Consider the following 21,524-nt stretch of genomic DNA (forward strand, 5'->3'; position numbering starts at 1 on the left):
TATCCTCAAAGTTATCCACAGGATAATCTTCTGTTTAAACTCTTAAAATTTTATAAATCATCAAAATTATGCTGATTTTTTCTGCTCAAAATAGCCCAGAATTTCATCCAGTTTTAGAATAAATTCCAGACTAGACTGCCAGTGATAAGCGCCTTGTTCAGCCTGACCATTCATACCGCGCAGATACAGATAAGTCGCTCCACCTAGATGCTGCTGCATGTCATATCCCTGCATGTTCACGCTTAGATAACGATGCAGTGCCACCAGATATAATGCCGCTTGCAGCCAGTAACTGGAGTGAGTCATATTCTGCTGGATGGCTTCGGCCGTGTAATGCTGCTGATCCGGCCCGAGAAAATTGCTTTTATAATCGGCAATATGATAGCGCTGGCCATCAAAATAAACCAAATCGATAGAACCGGTCAGATAGCGTGCTGATTTTGCCTCATTAAAATCAGGCATGAGAATATCATGCTCGGCAAACAGTTGCTGGATCTGACGAATCTGTAACGGCACATCGGTTAAAGACAGGTAAAACGGGAATTCAGACAAATAAGTACCTTGCTGCAACTGCTCCAGGCTGAACTCTGCCTGTAGGGGTGCAGCCAGAATTTCTTTGAGCCAGTCATGAACCCGATTGAGCAGAAGATCTTCAATCATCTCATCAATGAAATGATCGAATGCCTGCTGAAAAACGGTTTCTACATCCAGTTGTGCTGCTGTCTCAGCAGGCGTCATCTGCGCCATTTCCTGTTCGAAAAACTGGATAAAAGGCTCATCATCCAGTTCTGTAACATAGCGTTGAAACTGCCCTAAGAAGTTCAACCATTCAGAGTGATCGAATGTTTGAGCGGAACGGAAAAACTGCTGCCATTCCTGACGATAAGCTTCACTCTGATCATGCAGGCGAATTCCGGTCAGGATTTTATAATTCAGGCTGGAGAGTACTTTTTGCATACTCTGCTGCAATTTCTCCGGCTGCATTTGACCTTGACGGGCCACCTGACTGAACAGGGTCTGTAAATTCACACAGGCCGTCTGATAGCCCGGGGTAAATGCCTGCTGTAACAATGGACGAATATGAAAGGCCTGATGAAATTTCTCTTTCAGTTCCTGCCAGATTTGTGGCGCCGTATTTTTAAAACGACGACGGATTTCCAGATTCCAGTAGCTGCGATCCTGAAAATCGATATGCTCAAAAATACTGTGCAGGAAGGTTCCGGCTACCGTGCCTTTTGGGAAATTCAGCTTGATCCAGTCCAGTGGCTGACCGGCTGATTGCTGTTCCAGTTCCAGCAGATTCATTTCATCTGCGGCACTGTCCGGACGTTCAGAAGCGATGACCAGATCATCCTGCAATATCGCCTGATGCGGGAGATGCTGTGACAGCGCGGTAAAGCTGGTTTTAGTCCGTGGATAGAACTGTCGCTCCGGTAAAGGATGAGCCTGCATCTGTAACGGTGCTTCTGTCTGTTTTGCCACAATTCTAGGCGGCTCAGAAGCCAGAGGTTGTTCCAGCAGACTTAGGGCATGCTGAAAGGCCGCCTCACCTTGTCCACGCCAGAACGCCAGACCTGAATCCGCTTGTCCGCTCTGATCTTGCAGCATGGCATAAACCCGGTGACTGGCCCGGGTCAGTGCCACATACCAAAGCCGGTGATTTTCTGCGGCATTCCGGGCCGCATTTTGCAAAATCGCCTGCTCATGCAAGTCCTTATGATTAACTGCAATTACCCGGGATTGTTCCAGTACATTTTCCGCAGCTGACAGGGAAAAGTTCAGATTCCCCTTATTTACATCAAAAGGCGCATCGGCACCCAACAGGAACACGACTTTGAATTCCAGTCCCTTGGAAGCATGGATGGTCAGCAGTTGCACCCCATGATCGCCGGAGAGTTTGCGCTCTTTTTCATTGTCCTTGCCGGAAGGTGATTGCAATTGACGCAGATACCAGTGATACAGCTTTTGAGCACCCTGATAATATTCACTTTGCTGGCACAGAATCTCGGTCAGGTGACGTAAATTCACCACCACCCGTTCATTGTCCAGACTCTGGCTTGCAACCAGATTGGTCCAGACCTGAAACAGATTTAAAGCATAATTCCAGGCCGTCAGAAACCCTTTTTCAAACCACATTTCCCGGATAGCATCAAAGTCTGCAATATAACGGCTCAGACCTTCGCTCTGCTCTTGCAGTTCGATTAACTTTTTCAGGTTAAAGCCCAATAAACGGGTCAATAAGGCACGTTTGACTTTGGCTTCATTAAAAGGCTCCATGATCGCGGTCAGAACAGCTGCAACATCCTGAGCCACCGGGCTGGCAAAGATGCTCTGCTTGGATTCCTTATAACAGGGAATACCCATACGTTGCAGACGCTGCTTGACCTGTTCCAGCGCATAATGGCCAAAACTCAGGACTGCAATATCATCCGCTTTTAAGTGCCGAACATTGTCACCCTGCTGGAAATACAGTTGCTGCTGTTCAGACTGATTCAATAACTGGCGGATTTTCCAGACCACCTGATCGGCTTCAACGTCCTGTTCACCGAGCTGAATCCAGCGTAGTGGATGCGGATTACTCAGCGTTTTATCGATTAAATCCGGATGTGGCCGGCTCCCCGCCTGAATCAGGGTGTAATGCACCTGTTCACCAAAATCCATCTGGCGTTGAAACAACGCGTCCACCACCTCGACTAAAGGCTTTACCGAGCGATGGTTCTGGATCAGAGTATATTCACGGCCCTGCTTTTGCAGCACATCGGCACGCGCCTTGTTATAGGTCAGCATGTCACCGCCACGGAAACCGTAAATCGCCTGTTTCGGATCACCCACCATGATCATACAACCGGCTTTGACTCGATTCGGATCACGCCAGATTTTAGCCAGCAGATCATCCTGATCCTGGTTGGTATCCTGAAATTCATCCACCAGAATGAGTGGATAGCGTGCCTGTACAAACTGGGCAAAGCGTTGACCTTGCTGTCCCTGTAAAGCTTCAGCCAAGGTTCGAATCTGTTGGGAAAATGTGGTTTCACCCTGTTTTTGCAAGGTTTGCGGCAGACGGTTCTGCACACTGCGAATAATATGATATTCAAGATAGGTGGTCAGCTGCTTCAACTGTGCATCCATCTTCTCTTTGACTTCGCACAATCCATCAATGGCCTGAATCAGGCTATGTTGCAGAATCTGCTGCTGCTCTGCTTCCGGACAGCTTTTGTTAAATACTTGCTTCATTGAGACCGGTTGAAAATCGGTTTTCTTGCGGCGCAAATAACACAGATTTAATAAGATCGCATGCAGTTCTGGATCAAAAAAGCTCATCGCGCCTTTGGTTTTCAGTGCCGCTATCCAGGTCATAAAGTTTTCACACACATCGCTTAATCTGGTGAAAAAACTCTTATGAAAATACTTGGGAGAATTCTGGCAATACTCCCGAATGATCTTAATTTCATGTTCATGTACATCGAACAGACGCTGAATGCAGTGCTCTAGTTCAGTCAGATCCCATTCGACTTTTTCTACCTTCTGAAAGTATTGCACACGGAAATTTAGAGCATCACGAACTAGTCCAGTATAATGTTCTACTGGTTTCAACAGGTTTTGCAGATATAGATGATTGATCATATATTGCGGCTGCTGCTGGATCCATTCCCGCAACACATCATGAATCAGCTGCTGGATATACAGATCCTGATCTTCAGTCAGTTCAGCCCGTTCAATCTTGCCGCTTTCAAAAGCAAATTCACGTAATAATTTCTGGCTAAAGCTGTCCAGTGTCCCGACAAACAGCTCATCTAGCTGGTTCAGTACCAGACGTAAACGGCGCCGGGCATAATCCATGCGTGAGCCATAATCTTTTAATACCTGCTGAAATAGTGGATCCGATTCAGTCTGGATTTTGGCGGTGATTTTGACCGAATTCAGCTCCTGATGACGCTGAATGAAGGCCAGCGTTTCCTCGACTCTGAGACGTACCCGGTTTTTCAGTTCAGCTGTAGCCTTACGGGTAAAGGTTGTGGCAATCACCTGATGCGGATAATACTGATCCAGAAAAATCCGTACCATCAAACTGGATAAGGTATAGGTTTTACCGGTCCCCGCGGAAGCTTCAATCCAGTGCAGGCCGCTAAAGCGCATGTCCTGAATCGGATTGGTTGAAATCTTTTTGTTCTGGTTGGGTAACATGGTCATTATTCTTTTATCCATTCCAGATGTTCATGAATCGGTGCATATAACGCATGGGCAAAATCATGGCAACAGCGTTGCAAGGCCAGATCCGGGTCCTGATCCTGCAAAATAAACTGCCAGTCCTGATGTAACTGGCTGGATTCATCGCTGGCCAAAGGCTTGGCACTTTCATAGCTGTTGTTCCAGGCCTTTAGCAGTTCCTGCATCTCGGCAATGGTGATCTGTCCCTGTTCATTTTCGGTCCATTCCCAGGCCTTTTTCATCAGCAATTCGGCAGGCAATACCAGCGGCTGGGTCTGTCCGATTTCCCAGGCTTTCAACCAAGCCTGTAAATGATGACGTGCCTGACTAGAACGCAGCCCGGAGAATTTCAGGGTTTTATTACTGAAAATGACAATCCGTTCCAGCTGCGGCGACAGTTCATCATTATTCAGATAGGCCAGCCAGAGCAGATATTCCAGCCAGACCTGTGCCCGACGTTTTTCCGAAGCGGAGGAAGACTGCATGCTGAGCCAATAACTGCTGTACGACACTTGCGGCAAGGTAATATGGATTAGCAACTCAGGATTATATTGCCAGGTTTGCTGCGTTACAGGTGTCAGCTCTTTATTCAGCTGCAATAAACGTTCTTTTAGCGATTGCTGTTCCTGCTGACTGCTGAGCCAGGTCGCTTCCTGAGTTTTTCCGACCGGTAAGCAGTCCAACATCAGCTGTGGCTCAATCTCTTGATCCTGTTGTAATAGGAAATCACGGACCTGATACTGTTCCAGTTTATTCAGCAATAAGGGTTCTCGTGAACTTGGCAGATCGGCATATCTCACACTGTAAACACCGATACTTTTCAGGAATAGACGTGCCGGGAAAATCATGTCACGAATCCACTCATCCCCTTTCAGCACCCGGATTTCTTTCTGCATCAAGGCCGGATAATGGGCATTGATCCAGCTGCTGCGCTTGCCCTCTGCACTGCGAATATATTCTGCTACAGCAAACCACTGGGTCTGATAACGTGGAGTATGAGATTCCACATAACCGATCGGATCGAACGGCTGTAGTGGATGCACATGATAGAGCTGACGGATATGCTTGGCCACGCTCAAACCATTCATCTCAACCGTTTCATCGACTTCAGCATCGGGCTGGTCTGACTGGCAAATCAAGGCAATATGCTGGATCAGTTCCTGCAATGAAGTGGATGGATCACGCGCTTCACCATCATCAACATCAAAGCCATTATAGAACAGCCATAAATTGTCCTGTGCCAGTAGCAATGCATCCAGAAAAGCGCCTTGGTCATCATCCAGACGGGAACGATCCCCTAACTGCGGCTTCAGACTGTTCATCAGGTCAAATGGCACCTGCTGATTCCGGCTCGGAAATTTACCGGTATCCAGATTCAGCATCACCACCAGCTTATACGGCAACGGACGGATCTGGCCGATTTGACTAAAGGTAATTTGTCCGGTCGGCTCGGCCTGATCCAGCTGCATCTCCAACGTATTCTGAATTTCTTCCAGTACATAAGGCAATGGCAGACTTAAGGCGACCAGCTCCTGGCTGGCCTGCGGATCATCCTGATCATGGTAATCGGCCAACGTCAGCATCCGCATCTGCTTGTCAATGATTTCTGCGACCGTCTTTAAGGACTCAACCCCGGCTTCACGGAACTCATTCAAGTCTTCACGCAGATATTCCAGCCAGGTTTTTACCGGGGTACGTTGTCCCTGTTCATGCAAAATCAGCCAGTCACGGCGCTGTACCAGATCCTGATAAATCTGGATCAGAGTCGAAATGAGAGGAAAATCACTACTCAAGACCCGAGCATAGCTTAAGGTATCCTGAAACAGGGCATGTTCCGGAACTGCAAGCCCGAGTGCCAGCCGATCCAGCGCAAACTTAAAACTGAAGCGGTAGTCTTCATCACCGGCAGTCAGGCTTTGCTGTAAATGCTGCTGATCCAGACCGCGTTTAAAGCCCGCTTCGCCCAGTAACTGCAACATGCGCTCAACTTGCGCGTAGTCCAGCGCATATAGTTGCTGGGTCGCATTCAGGCTGAGCCAGTCGGCAAAATCTTCGATACTGAAACGTCGATGCACCAGCTGAATCCGGCCCAGTACCGCGCGCCAGGCATTGCTGACATCGAGTCGGGACACCCCGGCAATCTGGATTGGCAGATATAGGTTGTCTTTTTGCAGACGCTGGCTATGGCCTTCCCGTTCTCGCGGTGGTGGTGCAAAGACACTCCGGATCGCCGGCTCCAGCTCTTTCAGGTTCGGGGCCAGCACCAGAATATCGCTCGGCTGACGTGGGGCATCTTCCGTGCCTTGGGCCAGCCAGTGAATCATCTGTTCTTTTAAGACTTCCAGCTGGCGCAGTGAGGAATGACAGACATGAATCTGTACCGAATCATCGTCGGGTTTGAGCGGATACTGGTGTTTTTCCAGTTCCAGCAGGTACAAAATATCCGACTGGATTTTGGCCAGTAACTTATCCTGATATTCATCCACGAAAGCATCGGCCCAGAGACCTTCTTCACCTGAAGACAGTTTGGACAATAACGAGAAATGATCACGTGCCTGCTTGCCAAAGCGGGTCAGCAAGGGATGACGCGATTCTCGGTCTTCGGCATTAAAGTTCAACTGAAAGGCTGCAAAGAAATGCTGGATTTCGGTATCAGTCGGCAAACGTCCCTGAGATTTTTCAAATTTCCTGATGAAACGTTCCTGCACGCCAAGGTCATAACGTGCTTTCCAGTCTGGATCGACACTATCGGCCCAGTATTCCTGTGACGGGTTAAAGTGGAAAATATAAATATCGATGTATTGACCGAGACGGCGCAAGAAATCCAGCTGACTCGGTGGCAATTCTAGCAAGGTAAAGACCACGACCTGTTCTGGCAAACGTTTTAAAGCCTGTACCTGAGTATCTTCATTTTCCAGACGTTCCCAGTACATCTGTTCGATGTCCAGAATCTTGGCATAACCATCCTGAAAGACATGCTGCCACAACCAGCGCTGCCAGGCTTCCAGTTCGCGTGCCTGAATCTTGACGAAGTCTGCCACCGGAATTTCATGGCCATTTTCATCTTTAGGAATATAGATCATATGCTCAACATCGAGCGCAATATCCTGCCCCCAGGACGCCAGCCAGTTAGTGGGACAACGACATTCCTGTGGTGGGCAATTCCGCGCGCAATAACCACGGTAATCCATATAATGGCTAAACAGGCGCGAGACCTGTTCGGATACCCAGTACAGCATGCTTTGTTTTTTCAGCTGCTTCTCTATGCCCTGTTCTAGACGATCTGCGCTGTCATAAATCCGTTTGATAATCGAATACAGTGGATGATCGATCTCTAATGGAATCTGCTCAGGCAAAATGCATTTACGTAATGCCTGAAATACCCGCCATTTAATAATAATTCGGGGAATATTGGCTTCACGAACCTGTTCGACTTCTTTGGGATTATTCAGCACCCACTGATAGGAAGTCCACTGAAAGGCACGGATCCGATGATGAAACTGGGTATTGGCACTGATGCCCTTTTTCTCGGCAATTTTTTGGGTCAGCCAGGCCTCGACTGCAGGAGATGGCACAATAAAATGCCGCGGCTGTAACACAGCCAAGGGATTTTTTGCGCTCTGGTTGACGATACGCAGCATACTATCCAAAAGCACATCAATGCGTTGACTCTGAATAACATGAATTGCCATCGTTTCCCCTGAAAAATGAGATGGAGCAGTACTACAAAATGATAAAGATTATTTACTATACTTACCGAACTGTCTATGTCACTTTAAAACTCATACTTCAGTCAAAAAAGTTCTTTGAAAAAAGCATCTTATTGATGTTTGAGCAGAAAAAACAACATCTAGCTTTAGGTAATGCCCATGAAATTAGACAAAATTCCAGATCGTATCGATCCAAGTTTAGATTTAGACAGAATTCGCAACGAGTGCTTAGAGCTAACCAAAAAACGTGCCTATTATTCTGCCGGAGCAGCTGTGATTCCGGTACCATTTCTGGACGTGGTCATTGATGTCGGCATTCTGTCGCAACTGATCCCGGAGATCAATGCCCGCTTTGGTCTGGCCCCTGAACAGATCAGTGTATTTGATCCTGCAACCAAGCAGGTGCACTGGAATGAACTGCGTAAACGCGGAATCGAGTTTTCCGGTCTGGTAGTAGCACGTACAGCAGTCAAAAAATCTTTGAACAATGTTGCAGCGAAAGTGATCACAAAGCAAGTCACAAAATTCATTCCGCTGGGTGGTCAACTGGTAGCCGCGAGCCTCGGTTATTTTGTCATGAAGAAAATTGCTGAAGCGCATGTGGAAGATTGCTATCGTACTGCAAAAAATATTCAGCAAAAACAGATTGCTCAAAGCAAATAAATTTCCCGTCCCATTTTTTATCCCCAAACTTTTCAAAATTCAGGCAGATTAATCTGCCTGAAGCTGCTTTAAAATTGTTTTTAAAATTTCAACCCGAGCGGTGTTTTTATCATCAGTGGCGATAATGTGCCATGGCGCCTGTTCTGTCGATGTACGTTCAAACATGTCAGCTGCCGCTTTTAAATAATCATCCCAACGTTCCCGGTTACGCCAGTCTTCATCGGTGATTTTAAAGCGCTTATGCGGAGTATCTTCACGCGCCTTGAAACGGGCGGCCTGTTCTTCCTGGGAAATCGCCAGCCAGAATTTGATAATCACGGTTTGATGGTTAATCAGGCTCTGTTCAAATCGGTTAATTTCATCATAGGCCCGCTGCCATTCTGCCGGGCTGGCAAAGCCTTCTACCCGTTCTACCAGCACCCGACCATACCAGGAGCGGTCAAAAATACAGATATCATCATCGGTCTGCAGCTTGTTCCAGAAACGCCATAAATAAGGACGATTCAGTTCATATTTTTCCGGCGCCCCGATGGTCTGGATTTCATATTCACGGGGGTCCAGCTTTTTCACAATCCGCTTGATCGCTCCACCCTTGCCTGCTGCATCCATCCCTTCAAACAGTAAAATCACATTGCGTGGGTCTGAGCGCAGCGCCTTGGCCACCTGAGGAGACAGTTTTTTCAGTTCCGCCTTATAGTCCTCTGTCTTGGCAAGCTCTTGCGAAGGATGCTGCAATAATTCCGGAATTTTGGCTTGCTTCCATTGTCCCTTGGCTCGAACCGGATGATTCGGACAATGTTTTAAAGATTGCAAAATATGTTGTGCAAACTGCTGGTCACGCTGTTTTTCATCTTCCCCATCAATGATCAGCCAGTCTTCGTCTTTAGTAAACCGCTCTCGCAAACGCTGCACGGTGTCGTACTTTTTTTTGTCGCGCCAGTCCAGGCCATGCAGTTTGTGCCATTGCATTTCACTCGGATCAATCTGATCCAGGCGTTTTTGTAGCACTTTCCAGGGCAAGTCGAACCAGACCTTGACCACATCAACATAGTTATTTTTTAGATCCTGCTCAAAGACACGCATATCTTCCAGATAGGCATCAAACTGGGCATCATCAATGGCGCCGGTTTGCATCGTGGTTCTCAGCAGATCGCTGTACCAGTTACCAAACAAGACCATGATCTGGCCCTGGGCAGGAATAAACCGTGTATAAGGTTGCCAGAAGGTCTGTTTTTCTCCTAATACTTGCGGCTGATCGGCCTTCACCTGCAAATAACGAGGATCTACCCATTCACGTAACTGTTTGACTGCTTCGCCCTTACCTGCCAGCTCAATTCCATTGACCAGAACAATCAGGCTTTTGCCATTTTTCTGACCTTGTGTTTTTCTCAGATCATACTGGGCATTGATCAGCGCAAGGGATAGTTCGTCTTCATCCATTAACTGGAAAATTTGTTCTTCTGTACGCATGGAGATCCCTCATCTTTTATTCTTGTGGACAGTATAGCGAGGAGTCTGAAGGCAAAAATAGCGTTAGCAACGTTTTTCACACGATTAGATTGTCTGTTTAAACAGCAAATTGACATTCAAATAAGGAATCATTGATCAATTTGTCATAGCGAGATTGCTCCACACCCTCTAAGATTCTGAGATCGAAAAATCATATTTGAAAATACATGTCCAAACTTGCCCGATTAGATGAACTCTTAGAACAGTATTATCAGCTGAAGTATCACACTCAGCCTGAAATTTTAAGCCGTTTACAGGATGTGCAGGCATGGCAAAAGGCACGGATGCAGCGTAGCCATCATCAGCATTTTTCTGAAAAAAATAACCAGCTGATGGCCGAATATTTCCTGAACCGGCTCTACGGTGGCCCGGACTTTGACGCACTGGCCGAGCAGATTGCCCGACTGATGAAATATGCGCATAAAGCAGAAAAAATGATTCCGGAAAATGCCCTGAAAACCGGAACCTCAGGCGTCGAGCTGGCGATTCTGGCGGTACAACTGGATGAACAGGTCGCAATCCAGCTTTTAGAGGATTATCCTGCCAACGCACCACTGACCGATGAAATGATGCGTGTGACCTATCTAAAACTGGATCAGGGTGAAGCACGCTTGAAACAGCTGGCATTGCTGGATCAGCTGGGTGTCAGCCTGGATAAATATATGCGTTCCTTTGTGGTTTATACGGCATTCAAGATGTGTAAAGGTGCAGCCAATAAATATCATTTTCAGGTGATGTATGAGTTTATGCAGGACGGTTTCCAGGCCATGAAACCCTTAAAATCGGCAGAAAAATTCGTGCATGACTTTACTGCGATTGAACGTGGCATTATTGATAAGGTGCATTCAGGCGATCCAACACCATTCCAATAATACACTCCTTTCCCATCCATGATGAGGAAGGCTTGCGGTCCTGCCTGATCCTGATATTTTCGGGTTTGTATGGCAGGACATTGCCAGTGATAAATCATATGAATTATTCGATCACTGGCGGTGAAGATTTCCGCCCATATTCCTATTTTTCTGTATATTATTCATAACAATTGCATCATGATTGCTGAATAACATCCAAGAATCTGTCATTATGCAGGCAATGCAAGATTAACCCGATTGATATGTTAGGAGTGACTCCAATGTCGAATGAAAATCAAACGCCTACCCCTACACCCGAGTCGGCACAACAGACAGACAAAATGAGCCCATTCTTAACCACTCCGCTTCCGCAAGGCGCTCCACAAGGTCAGCAACAATCTCTAGAACAACGCCTGACCGATACGCCTGTGACTGGAACTGTCCCTAAATATAACCTGCCACGCGGTGCCAATACCGGTAACGTCGGTCCAACTACACACTTCGGCTACAAGACCGTGAGCAGTGATGAAAAAGCCCAGAAAGTGGCTGAAGTATTCCATTCGGTAGCCAGCAAATACGACATCATGAATGACCTGATGTCATTCGGTATTCACCGTCTATGGAAACGTTTTGCGATTAATATGTCAGGCGTGCGCCGTGGCCAGCATGTGCTGGATATTGCGGGCGGTACAGGTGACCTGGCCAAAGTATTTAGCCGTGAAGTGGGCCCTACCGGTCATGTAGTACTGTCTGATATTAACGAATCCATGCTGAATGTTGGCCGTGACCGTCTGATTGATGCCGGCTGTACCAATGTTGATTTCGTTCTGGCGAATGCAGAAACTCTAGAACCATTTGCCGACAACAGCTTTGACCTGGTAACGATTTCTTTTGGTCTGCGTAACGTGACCGATAAAGATGCAGCACTGGCAGCCATGTATCGCGTGCTTAAACCAGGCGGTCGTTTACTGATTCTGGAATTCTCTAAACCAGTTTTTGAGCCATTCTCAAAACTGTATGATCTGTATTCATTCACCGCTTTGCCAATCATGGGTAAAATCGTGGCGAATGACTCGGAAAGCTATAAATACCTGGCTGAATCAATCCGTATGCATCCAGACCAGCGTACTTTAAAAGGTATGATGGAAAATGCTGGCTTCCAGAACTGTGATTATCACAATCTGACCGGCGGTATCGTTGCCGTTCACCGTGGCTTCAAACTTTAAGGGTCGTACCCGATATGTGGTCACTTCTCGCACTCGGTGCTGTTGAACGCCTGATTCATCATATGATTGATCTGGATGCGATTACCCGCATTCAGCTCAATGCTTTGGCTGGAAAAATGCTGCGAGTGGTCATTACTTCACCGCAGCTGTCCGTCGATGTCTTCTTTGATGAAGGCAAGGTTCGTCTGGAGCCAACGCCAAGCGGTCATACTGAAGACTCTTCGATATTTGAACAGCGCCCTTATGAAGCCAATAATGTTCAAACTCCTGAAGCAACGGCGACACTACAGGTGAATAATGTCGTAGAGCTGCTCAAGCTGCTGCTTGCTGATGAAGTCGGCAATATTCCATTGCAAGGTGACTATAAACTTCTGCAAGAAATCCAGCGCATCATGCAGCAAGCGGAACCTGATCTGGCGGCGCATTTAAGTCCCTGGATTGGCCCTGCTCTGGCACATGAAATTGGCAAGTTGCAGCTGGCTCCGAAGCATTTAAAACGCACTTTACAAAGCCAGTTATTTTTTGCTGAAGATGCTCTGAAAGAAGATAGTGGTCTCTTTGCCCCGCGCTGGCAAATGGATGACCTGAATCAGGATACTCGTATCCTGAACCAGAATTTGGATCGCGTTGAAGCCAAAATCCGTCAGCTTCAGGCACAGATTGAATCTGACGATTCTACTGATCAGCCATTTACTCCTGCTACACCTCATATTCCTTCTCAATACTAGGTACACCGCTTTATGATTCCGCATGTTTCACGTTTACTCGAACTTTGGCGCATCGCCGCGCACTATAGACTCGACACGTTGTTTCCTGCGGAAGAACTTCCTGAAAAAGCCCGGCACATTTTATCTTTAATCCGTATGCATCCGGCAGCCTGGTCCAGCCGTGAGCGTAAAAATCCGCTCAAGCTGAAACTGGCACTGGAAGAAATGGGACCGCTGGCGATCAAGCTGGGACAGTTACTTTCGACCCGTCGTGATCTGATTCCACCTGAAGTGCTGCAACAGCTGGTATTACTGCAAGATCGCGTTAAGCCCTTTGACAACGATGTCGCCAAGATGCGCATTCAGGAATCGCTGAAAGCCGATGTAAATACCCTGTTCGCCCGTTTTGATGCCCAGCCACTGGCTGCTGCATCTATTGCGCAGGTGCATACCGCTGCCCTGCATGATGGTCGTGAAGTCGTCGTCAAAGTCACGCGTCCGAATATCCGCAATCAGATTTTGCAGGATTTTGAGATTCTCACCTGGTTAGGTGATTTTCTGGAAAAGCGTCTGGAAGCAGCACGTGCCCTACATTTGTCGGAAATCATTCAGGATTATCGTCAGATCATTCTGAATGAGCTAGACCTGACTCTGGAAGCGGATAATACCCGCCGGATGCGTCATTACTTCACTGGCTCCAGCATGATGTATGTGCCTGAAGTCTATATGGACAGCAAGGATGTCTTGGTCGCAGAACGGATTACCGGTGTACCGATTTCAGATATTGCTACCTTTGATAAGCTGGGCATGGATCGTGCTGATCTGGCGCGTAAGGGTCTGACCATTTTCTTTACCCAGGTGTTCCGTGACAACTTCTTCCATGCAGACATGCATCCGGGCAATGTCTTTGTAGAAACCATCAATCCGGCCAATCCGCGCTTTATTGCGCTGGACTGCGCGATTATGGGTGAGCTATCCAAGCACGATCAGATGACCGTGGCGCGTATGCTGCTGGCAGTCATGAACAGCGATTTTATGCAGCTGATTCAGATTGTGCATCAGGCAGGCTGGATTCCACCAGGTACCGACCAGGACGCGCTAGCACGCGAAATGCGTCGTACCGTGGGTCCAATGGTTTCCAAACCGATGCATGAACTGGATTTTGCCGGTATTCTGATTCAGGTCATGGATATTGCCCGTCGTTTCCACCTAGAAATTCCGCCACAACTGATGTTATTACTGAAAACGCTGGTTCATGTAGAAGGTCTGGGAACAGACTTGTATCCTGAGCTGGATATCTGGAGTCTTGCCAAACCGATTCTGACGGACTGGATCAAGGCTCAGGTAAATCCGCAAAAGAATATTAAAGAACTGGGGCAAAAAATCCCGGATCTACTTTTGGGTGCGCAGGACTTACCGACTCTGATGATCGACAGCCTGAACGGTTTGAAAAACCAGTCCGCTTGGCATGCCAAGCAGCTCAATGAATTACAAAGCATGCGCCTGCAAATGGAACATCAGCAAAAACGTAGCTGGATTTTTGGCAGTATCATGGCCATTCTGCTTTCAATTGCGATTATTTCACCATGGTTTGTGTCAGTGATTCTGATTGTGCTAGCAAGCATACTCGCGGTCTGGCGGATTGCAAAATAACTGAAATAACCTGCTTAAAAGACCTGACATTGTTCAGGTTTTTTTATTTTTCTCCTCTCCTATGACTGCAAAGTCACCTTAGGATACATCTTGCCATTGGGCTCTGTGACTAGATGCTTAAAATATGTCCTCACTGGTCGAATATGGGTTGAACCTCTATGCATATTTTACAAAAACATGCGCCTGCTCTGAAAATCCGCGCTGGGCATCAGGCTCGTGAGCTGATTTTGAAAGAAGGTTTGCAACCCGAACAGATTGATATCGTGCCAGGTGCCGCAGGTGGACCCAAAGGTATTGGTATTCAGGGACTGGATCAGGCCATTTTTGGCGAGTTTTTCCCACGCGCTCCTCAGCGTAGAACCTTAGTCGGTTCATCCATTGGTAGCTGGCGTTTTGCCAGTGTCGCGGCCTGGGGAGCCAAAGCAGGCACTGAACGTCTTGCCGACTTGTATACCCATTTATACTTTCACAAGAAAATGACTCGCCAAGAAGTCAGTGACGTTTGTCGTGGCATGCTGCTGGATCTGGTACAAGGCAAAGAAACCGATCTGGTGAATCATCCAGATTATCATTTGACGGTATTGTCGATTAAAGCCCAACACATTTTTCAGAGTGATAAGGCGCTCCCCCTGCTCGCCTCTGTAGCCGGAATTGTCGGAACTACCGCTGTGGCACGTAAACACAGTCGCCATTTTATGCAACGTGTGATTAGCCAGCCAAATACGGGTGAACAGTTTAAAATTGCCGATGATGGATTTACCACACACTATCATGCTTTAACTGAGCAAAGTGTTTTGTCCTGGCTGATGGCCTCTGCCTCTATTCCGGGCGTCATGGCAGCGGTCAATAATATTCCGGATGCACCGCAAGGTTATTATCGCGATGGCGGCTTGATTGACTATCATATTGACCTGCCATTTCAGAGCAAAGGCATCGTGCTGTATCCGCATTTTACTGACAGCATTACTCCTGGCTGGTTCGATAAACTGTTTAAACGCACGGCAAGCCCAGAAAATCAGGCACGAACTTTGCTAATTTCACCTTCTCAGGAATATCTGCAAAGTTTGCCTTTGGGTCGTTTACCGGATCGTAAGGACTTCACTTTGAAAGGTTTGGATCAAGCCCAGCGGATTCAGCTCTGGAAGCAATGTATTGCTGAAAGTCAGCGCCTGGGAGATGAATTTCTGGAGCTGGTCGAGAAGCAGAATTTTGCCGATGTGATGCAAAGCTTGTAATGGGCGCAGACTGTCCGAATTGTTTGTATAATTGCCTTAATTTTTTGAACTGTTGAAATTTATGCAGAAATTTTTAGTGATCCTGCAATATGCATGTATAGCCTTTGGACTTTATCTGATTTATAGCGTTAGCATGTCGCTCTATACCCAGCAATTTGAGCTGATGGAACTGGTGGCAGATATTGGCACCATTCTGATCTGTCTGGATTTGGGTGTGTTTTTATATACCAGTAAAGGTAAACAAGGCATCACCATGGAAGAGTATGCCAAACAGCTGGAACAGCCACCGTCTAAACTGGTTTATGTGACACGTAAACTGGGACATCTGGGTATTTTATTGATTATTACCAGCTGGATTGTTCCGATAATTAACTCATAAATATCCAATAAAAAACCTCCCCATCGGGAGGTTTTTTATTTAAATACGATATGGATTTTCAGAGATAATTGTTTTGGGTAGTTTTTTTACTCCTGAATCTTTCATTTTTTTCAATAAATCAGACATTTTATATGAAGACGCAAGTCCAATATAAATATTTCTTATATCTCTATTAGTGGGCTGACTATATTCGATATACGACTTAGTTTTATCATTTTCATCTAAAATTACATGATCGCTTTCAATTTTATCTATTACAACCATTCTACATTCTTGTTCTTCTTGAAATGCAAAATGTTTAAAAAGAAAACTTATAGGTGAAATAATTTTATTAGCTGATTTTAGATCATCTACTTTTAGATTATGATTTTCACCTTTTATAGCACTTAATGTAACCAATATAAAACCCATTGAATTATTTACTTTTTCTTCGATACCCGACATTTTTCTCGTATAGTCTTCCCAGCTTTTGACACTTAAAGATTTATCTTGAATCTCTTGAAAAAAAGTAAATTTATTTCTCTTAGCAACCTCAAAATATCCAGTAAAAGAATCTAAATATACACAGCGAAATAAAGGAATTTTAAGACCATTTTTAAAATCTTCTTTATTTACAGAATCTAAGTTATTTTCGTTAATAGAATCAATAATTATAGTATCGGTATTAAAGAAAAAATTTGAGTTATAAACTAAACTTACACCTGTACACGGTTTATTATCCTGCAGACCATATAACCTGAATTGATTTAAACTATTATGATTAAAAGTAAAACAACTTAAAAAAGTTTTATTATGTGAATCATATTCAATTTTATTAAGATGCAAGTATTCAAATAAAATATTCCCTTCAGATGGATCATTCATAAAGTCAGTTGAGTTTAGTCTAAATTTAGTTTTATTTGTTCCTAGCAATTGAGCAACACTAAAATTAGTATAATGTGCAACTTTTCTTTCATGTTCACTATCAAAATCAACTAAAAGATTAGTTAGCATTTCAATAACATGATTTTGAAGATCTAGCATTTTTATATTAGCAACATTTTTTAAAAAAAGAACAAAATCTAAGTCTTTTCTAACTCTCACCCTATTGTTTAAATTTTCATTATAATTTAACAGTATAGAGGTGAAGTTCTGATCATAAAATCTATCCGGGAAGTAATATACTTTAAAATAATCATCACTAAAGTGTGTAGATATATTTAAAACTTTATAATAGATCTCTTGCGAAAGTATCGTTTTACCTAATTTTTGAATTGGCTAAAACCTTATAAAATGTAGCTTTGGGCTGTTTAAATTTTGACTAACGCAAGAAGTCTAATTTAGAAAATCGGAAAAAATCTTTTCAATAAAATCTAAATCATTAAATCTTATTGAGTAGAAATTTATTAAATATAGATAATAAGTTAAATTATAAAAATAAACTCCACTTCTAAAATCTATTTTATTAATTATATTAAAAAACTCATCTTCATTGATTTCATTCTTTATTTTGAGTTCCAACACCCTATATATTAAAACAATACTTCTAATATTTTTAAAGTATTTTTCTTGTAACTAACAAAACTTTAAATGATTTTCCTTTTTTATAGTATTATTATCAATATCTTCTTCATTATATAAAAAATCTATATTTTTATAAAAATCATCATTTTTTTGATCATAAAGACCTTTTTTAAGAGACTGCTTTTCATTTCTTATATCAATTAACAATTTATCAATATCTAATAAAAAAATATTAAAATCTACTTTTTCAGCACTCTCAAGGTTTTGTTGTAATAAATTTTTTATTTCTGCTCTATAACGATGAAAATTTACTATAACATTAAGCTTTTTATTCACAAACCACCCCAAAATATAAAAAGAGCCTTTCGGCTCTTTTTATATTAAATTACTTCTCAAACAAACTCATCAGTTTATTTCGAACCTTTAATTCCTGCTTGCAATAACAATGCCCCTAAACCACCAATTTTATTTTCTTGTGGTTTAGCCGCTTGAGGTTTCTTGCCATGCGGACGATCACCTTGCGGACGCGCATGCTGTGGACGTTTACCTTGTGGCTTGCGCTCACCGCGTTGCTCATTGTCACGGCGTGGTTGACGTGGTGCTTTCACTGGCGCTTCGGAACCTTCAGGACGCATCGACAGATTGACACGGTTACGTTCAACATCGACGTTCAGTACACGAACTTGTACGATTTGACCTGGTTTCACCACTTTATGCGGATCAGCCACAAATTCATTGGCTAATTCAGAAATATGTACCAAGCCATCCTGATGTACACCGACATCCACGAAAGCACCGAAGTTAGTCACATTGGTGACTACACCTTCCAGCTGCATGCCTTCAGTCAATTGAGCCACTTCAGTAATATCATCACGGAATTTTGCGGTACGGAATTCTGGACGCGGGTCACGGCCTGGTTTTTCCAGTTCAGCCAAAACGTCCTGAACGGTTGGCAAACCAAATTTATCATCCACAAATTCTTCTGCATTGACCTGGCGAATGATTTCAGTATTGCCAATGATGTCTTTAACAGTCGTTGCTTTTGCTTCAACAATTTTAGATACCAGTGGATAAGACTCAGGGTGAACTGCAGAAGCATCTAATGGTTCTGAACCTTGCTGGATACGCAAGAAACCAGCCGCCTGTTCAAAAGTACGTTCGCCTAGACGTGGCACTTTTTTCAGATCCTGACGATTGTCAAAACGGCCATTTTCTTTACGGAAGTCCACGATTTGCTGCGCGATTGATTTGTTCAGACCTGCGATATAACCCAAAATCGCAGCAGATGCAGTATTTACATCCACACCGACCGAGTTCACACAGTCTTCAACCACTGCTTCAAGAGTTTTTGCCAGACCGGTCTGGTTTACATCATGCTGGTACTGACCTACACCAATGGATTTAGGATCGATTTTCACCAGTTCAGCTAATGGATCTTGCAGACGGCGTGCAATTGATACTGCACCACGGATCGATACATCCAGTTCAGGCAATTCCTGAGAAGCCAGTTCAGATGCTGAGTAAACAGAAGCACCCGCTTCTGAAACAGAAACACGAGTCAATTTCAGATCGCTATTTGCAGCCATCATTTCAGCAACCAATGCTTCAGTTTCACGGCTTGCCGTACCATTACCGATTGCAATCAGGTCAACATTGAATTCGCGGCAAAGACGTGCTAATTCAGTCAGTGAAACTTCTTTATCATCTTTCGGTGCAAACGGGTAAATGGTGCTATGTGCCAGTACATCACCAGACTCATTCACCACCGCCAGTTTCACGCCGGTACGGATGCCAGGGTCTACACCCAGAGTTGTACGGGCACCTGCAGGCGCAGAAAGCAGTAAATGACGCAGGTTTTCAGCAAAGACCTGCATTGCTTCAGCTTCAGCAGCCAGACGTTTTTCAGTCAATAATGAATGTTCGATCGTTGGACGAACTTTACCAAGCCAGAACAGTTTCGCAGTTTGCTTTAAGAAATCCTGACGGGATTGCGGCTGAATGGTATCCAGGTTGTATTCAGTTTCAATACGTGCCAATGGTGCATCATCTTCACCATCTACTTTAAGGCCCAGTACATTTTCCTGGCGGCCACGTAGCATTGCCAATAAGCGGTGTGAAGGTACCTTGTTCAGATTTTCAGAGAAATCGAAGTAATCACGGAATTTTTTACCAACTTCTTTTTTCTCTTCGCTAGCGACCAGACTTTTCAGCACAGCAGTTTTAGCAAACATTGCTTTAAGTTCAGTGGTCAACGCAATATTCTGTGCCCAGTCATCAATCAGGATGTGCTGGATCGCATCGAGCTGGCTTTCCTGATCTGGATAATCTTCATGGCTAAAGCCCGCCAAAGCTTCTGCTGGCTCCATGGCTTCAGTAAAGATTTTTTCTGCAATCGGACCTAAACCGGCTTCTTTCGCTTTAAACGATTTGCTGGTACGTTTTGGACGGTATGGTGCGTAAATTTCTTCTAGGGCATTTTTAGTTTCTGCCGCATTCACCCGTGCCAATAAATCATCAGATAATTTATTTTGTTCTTTTAGTGATTCGATCACCTTTTCACGGCGTTCATACAAATCACGCAAATACGATAAACGTGTATCGAGCTGGCGTAGTTGCGTATCGTCTAAGCCCTGCGTTACTTCTTTACGGTAACGTGCAATGAAAGGAACGCTGGCACCCTCATCAATCAGTTTGATGGCAGCTTCTACTTGATTTGGACGTACGGCAAGTTCTTTTGCCAACTGCTGAACTAAGTCAGTCATCGTGTTTGATCCCACAAGGATAAGTACTAAATGGCATGATTATAAAGACCAGGTCTATAAAATCCACCATTGTTTTTATTAATTTATATAAGCTTCAGATAACCGTATACGATCGTTTTCCAGTTTTTCCACTAAAGTTTGCATGAACTTTGCATTTTATTCTTGTTCCGGGACGATTTTTTTCGCATATAGATGTATATATTTGGTATCTATGTCTTGATTTTAACTGCAATATTTGATGCTTTAGAGCATAGTCAATTAATAGTAATGAATCGTATACTCAAAGCATATTTCATTTTTTGTTTATGACGACAATAAAGAATAAAGGAGCACCTCATGAGTTTAGTGGTACCTGCTGAAAAACCCGATGCTGTACATACCGAAACCGACCGGGTCGAGCGCATCCTGGTTGTCGATGATGATGTGCGTCTGCGTACCCTGTTACAACGTTTCCTTGAAGATAAAGGCTTCGTCGTTAAAACTGCGCACGATGCCACCCAGATGGATCGATTATTACAGCGGGAACTGTTTTCTCTGATTGTGCTCGATTTTATGTTGCCTGTAGAAGATGGCCTCAGCATCTGTCGTCGCCTACGCCAATCGAATATTGATATTCCAATCATTATGCTCACCGCACGTGGTAGCGATTCAGATCGTATTGCAGGTCTGGAAGCTGGTGCAGATGATTACCTGCCTAAACCATTTAATCCAAATGAATTGCTAGCACGTATTCGTGCAGTTTTGCGTCGTCAAGTCCGTGAAGTTCCAGGCGCTCCTAGCCAGCAAATGGAAGTGGTATCCTTTGGCCCATGGTCACTGGATCTGTCCACTCGTACTCTGACTCGTGAAGGACAGGTCGTCACCTTAACTACCGGTGAATTTGCCGTATTGAAAGCCTTAGTCCAACATCCACGTGAACCTTTAACTCGTGACAAGCTGATGAATCTGGCACGTGGCCGTGAATGGGGTGCGATGGAACGTTCAATTGACGTTCAGGTATCACGCTTACGTCGACTGATTGAAGAAAACCCTGCCCGTGCGCGTTATATTCAAACCGTTTGGGGTGTCGGTTATGTGTTTGTTCCAGATGGTGCTGAATAATTTTCTTATTAGAAGA

General features: G+C 44.7%; 14 protein-coding genes. 8 read left to right on the plus strand and 6 right to left on the minus strand.

Annotated features, from left to right (window positions below; all coding sequences use genetic code 11):
- Window positions 1-66 precede the first annotated feature (66 nt).
- A complete protein-coding gene (locus ACWM1W_RS14125) occupies window positions 67-4,191 on the minus strand; it encodes a UvrD-helicase domain-containing protein (protein WP_448765243.1) in 4,125 nt (1,374 codons plus the stop codon).
- Window positions 4,191-7,901 carry an exodeoxyribonuclease V subunit gamma gene (locus ACWM1W_RS14130; protein ID WP_340833991.1) on the minus strand — a complete coding sequence of 1,237 codons (3,711 nt, stop codon included), beginning with the start codon at window positions 7,899-7,901 and terminating at the stop codon, window positions 4,191-4,193. Before ACWM1W_RS14130 ends, ACWM1W_RS14125 begins: the two co-directional genes overlap by 1 nt.
- 177 nt (window positions 7,902-8,078) lie before the next feature.
- Between ACWM1W_RS14130 and ACWM1W_RS14135 the strand changes: the two genes are divergently transcribed.
- The gene (locus tag ACWM1W_RS14135) at window positions 8,079-8,582 is read left to right on the plus strand and encodes a hypothetical protein (protein ID WP_004781723.1); all 504 of its coding nucleotides are present in this window, start codon (window positions 8,079-8,081) and stop codon (window positions 8,580-8,582) included.
- Window positions 8,583-8,630: 48 nt separating this feature from the next.
- Here the strand turns inward: ACWM1W_RS14135 and pap are convergent, their stop codons facing one another.
- Complete coding sequence (pap, locus tag ACWM1W_RS14140; RefSeq protein ID WP_125278809.1) at window positions 8,631-10,052, minus strand: polyphosphate:AMP phosphotransferase; 1,422 nt, start codon at window positions 10,050-10,052, stop codon at window positions 8,631-8,633.
- A gap of 206 nt (window positions 10,053-10,258) precedes the next feature.
- Between pap and ACWM1W_RS14145 the strand changes: the two genes are divergently transcribed.
- The 6 genes from ACWM1W_RS14145 to ACWM1W_RS14170 all read left to right on the plus strand — a co-directional run bounded on the left by ACWM1W_RS14145 (window position 10,259) and on the right by ACWM1W_RS14170 (window position 16,142).
- Window positions 10,259-10,963 (plus strand): FFLEELY motif protein, encoded by a 705-nt coding sequence (locus ACWM1W_RS14145; protein ID WP_104426682.1) that lies wholly within the window; start codon window positions 10,259-10,261, stop codon window positions 10,961-10,963.
- 260 nt (window positions 10,964-11,223) lie between these two features.
- Window positions 11,224-12,168: a bifunctional demethylmenaquinone methyltransferase/2-methoxy-6-polyprenyl-1,4-benzoquinol methylase UbiE gene (gene ubiE, locus ACWM1W_RS14150; protein WP_004781720.1), complete on the plus strand. Its 945-nt coding sequence runs from the start codon at window positions 11,224-11,226 to the stop codon at window positions 12,166-12,168.
- A gap of 14 nt (window positions 12,169-12,182) precedes the next feature.
- On the plus strand, window positions 12,183-12,896 hold the full coding sequence (locus ACWM1W_RS14155) for a ubiquinone biosynthesis accessory factor UbiJ (protein WP_004781719.1): 714 nt from the start codon (window positions 12,183-12,185) through the stop codon (window positions 12,894-12,896).
- A gap of 12 nt (window positions 12,897-12,908) precedes the next feature.
- Window positions 12,909-14,528 carry an ABC1 kinase family protein gene (locus tag ACWM1W_RS14160; RefSeq protein ID WP_004781718.1) on the plus strand — a complete coding sequence of 540 codons (1,620 nt, stop codon included), beginning with the start codon at window positions 12,909-12,911 and terminating at the stop codon, window positions 14,526-14,528.
- A gap of 158 nt (window positions 14,529-14,686) precedes the next feature.
- Window positions 14,687-15,763: a patatin-like phospholipase family protein gene (locus ACWM1W_RS14165; RefSeq protein ID WP_125278807.1), complete on the plus strand. Its 1,077-nt coding sequence runs from the start codon at window positions 14,687-14,689 to the stop codon at window positions 15,761-15,763.
- 61 nt (window positions 15,764-15,824) lie between these two features.
- Entirely contained in the window at window positions 15,825-16,142 is a 318-nt protein-coding gene (locus ACWM1W_RS14170) for a hypothetical protein (protein WP_004781714.1), read from the plus strand.
- 39 nt (window positions 16,143-16,181) lie between these two features.
- Here the strand turns inward: ACWM1W_RS14170 and ACWM1W_RS14175 are convergent, their stop codons facing one another.
- The 3 genes from ACWM1W_RS14175 to ACWM1W_RS14185 form a co-directional block, all read right to left on the minus strand.
- Window positions 16,182-17,165 (minus strand): DUF2971 domain-containing protein, encoded by a 984-nt coding sequence (locus ACWM1W_RS14175; RefSeq protein WP_125278806.1) that lies wholly within the window; start codon window positions 17,163-17,165, stop codon window positions 16,182-16,184.
- Between the two features lie 531 nt (window positions 17,166-17,696).
- Window positions 17,697-17,981, minus strand: a complete 285-nt coding sequence (locus ACWM1W_RS14180; RefSeq protein WP_004781710.1) for a hypothetical protein — start codon at window positions 17,979-17,981, stop codon at window positions 17,697-17,699.
- Window positions 17,982-18,055: 74 nt separating this feature from the next.
- Entirely contained in the window at window positions 18,056-20,407 is a 2,352-nt protein-coding gene (locus ACWM1W_RS14185) for a Tex family protein (protein ID WP_125278805.1), read from the minus strand.
- A gap of 336 nt (window positions 20,408-20,743) precedes the next feature.
- Here ACWM1W_RS14185 and ompR point away from each other — a divergent pair, with 336 nt between their 5' ends.
- Window positions 20,744-21,508: an osmolarity response regulator transcription factor OmpR gene (gene ompR, locus ACWM1W_RS14190; RefSeq protein ID WP_004781707.1), complete on the plus strand. Its 765-nt coding sequence runs from the start codon at window positions 20,744-20,746 to the stop codon at window positions 21,506-21,508.
- Window positions 21,509-21,524 lie beyond the last annotated feature (16 nt).

The organism is Acinetobacter sp. TW_SC_4, assembly GCF_054861205.1.